This is a genomic window from Phaeodactylibacter xiamenensis (assembly GCF_000759025.1).
Lineage (GTDB): Bacteria > Bacteroidota > Bacteroidia > Chitinophagales > Saprospiraceae > Phaeodactylibacter > Phaeodactylibacter xiamenensis.
Window position 1 is genome coordinate 1 of record NZ_JPOS01000036.1, and the last position, 1,121, is coordinate 1,121.

The following is a 1,121-nucleotide window of genomic DNA, read 5'->3' on the forward strand; positions in this document are numbered from 1 at the left end:
TATTCGCGATTTGGGTACAGAGTTAGATGATGACCAGGTTCTAATAGAAATAGATAAAGAGAAAGTAGTAGGGCGTTGTTATCAAGATGAAGTTTTTGAAGAGGAAGACGTTTTAATGGGGCCAAACGATGGTGACAATGAAGAAGTAGAAAGCTGTGATGCAATAATAAGCGTATTAATACTTTATTCACAAGAAGTACTCGACGCAGGGATAGATTATGAGCAAGAAGCAATACTTGGGGTAGCTGACCTAAATACTGCCCTTGCCGAATCTGCGATTCCTAATACCAATGTCTCGGCTGAAATTGCAGGATATGAATTGTTGGAGGGGTATGAAGAGATGGGCAACGCGATTGCTGCTCGCGGCCAATTAGAACAAAATCCAAATATTCCAGCCCTTAGAGATGAATATAATGCCGATTTGGTTGTCTTGTTCCAAGTCATGGATTTCTTTTCAGATGGCGTGCAACTAGGCGGAATTGCAATGATAAATGATGGCCGATTCACAGATGGTGTACCAGACGTGAATATGGTTTTTAGTGTGATTGATACAGAAGCTCCGTCAGATATTTTTGCCCATGAAATAGGACACTTACTTGGCTGCCGACATTTAAAGGAAGAAGACCCACACGGATTTGCTAATGCTTATGAAATATGCACATTGCCAATATCTGGTGAGGGGCAAAATTTTTGTGCCCAATATATGAGTACTGTCATGGACGGGAACGCTGGTGTAAGCAGGGTATTGAGATTTTCTAATCCGGAAGGACTTTATCAGGAATTTGCCACTGGCACAGAAGATCATAATAATGCTAGAATGATAGCCCAGACAGCTTGCCCGATTAGTCTATTTGGAGGTATGGTGGAGGGCGGATTTGCAGACCCCCCATTTAATGCCAATGCCACTGGGCCATTGTATATTTATCACGATAATATCGGTTCTTTTACTTATTCCTCTTACTATGAAGGCTGTCAAGACGGCATTGTTGAGTATCACTGGGAAATCAGCTGGGATCATCAGAATACCTTTCAGACGCTGTCCTATGAGGAAGATGCTATTCTACCGGCTGTAGATGTTCCTCAGAACCAACCGACTGGCTTCATCAGACTGACTGCTAGTT

General features: G+C 42.5%; 1 protein-coding gene. It reads left to right on the forward strand.

Annotated elements, in window-relative coordinates:
- The coding region (locus tag IX84_RS14545) for a zinc-dependent metalloprotease family protein (RefSeq protein ID WP_044222200.1) at positions 1-1,121 on the forward strand (1,121 nt) is incomplete at both ends.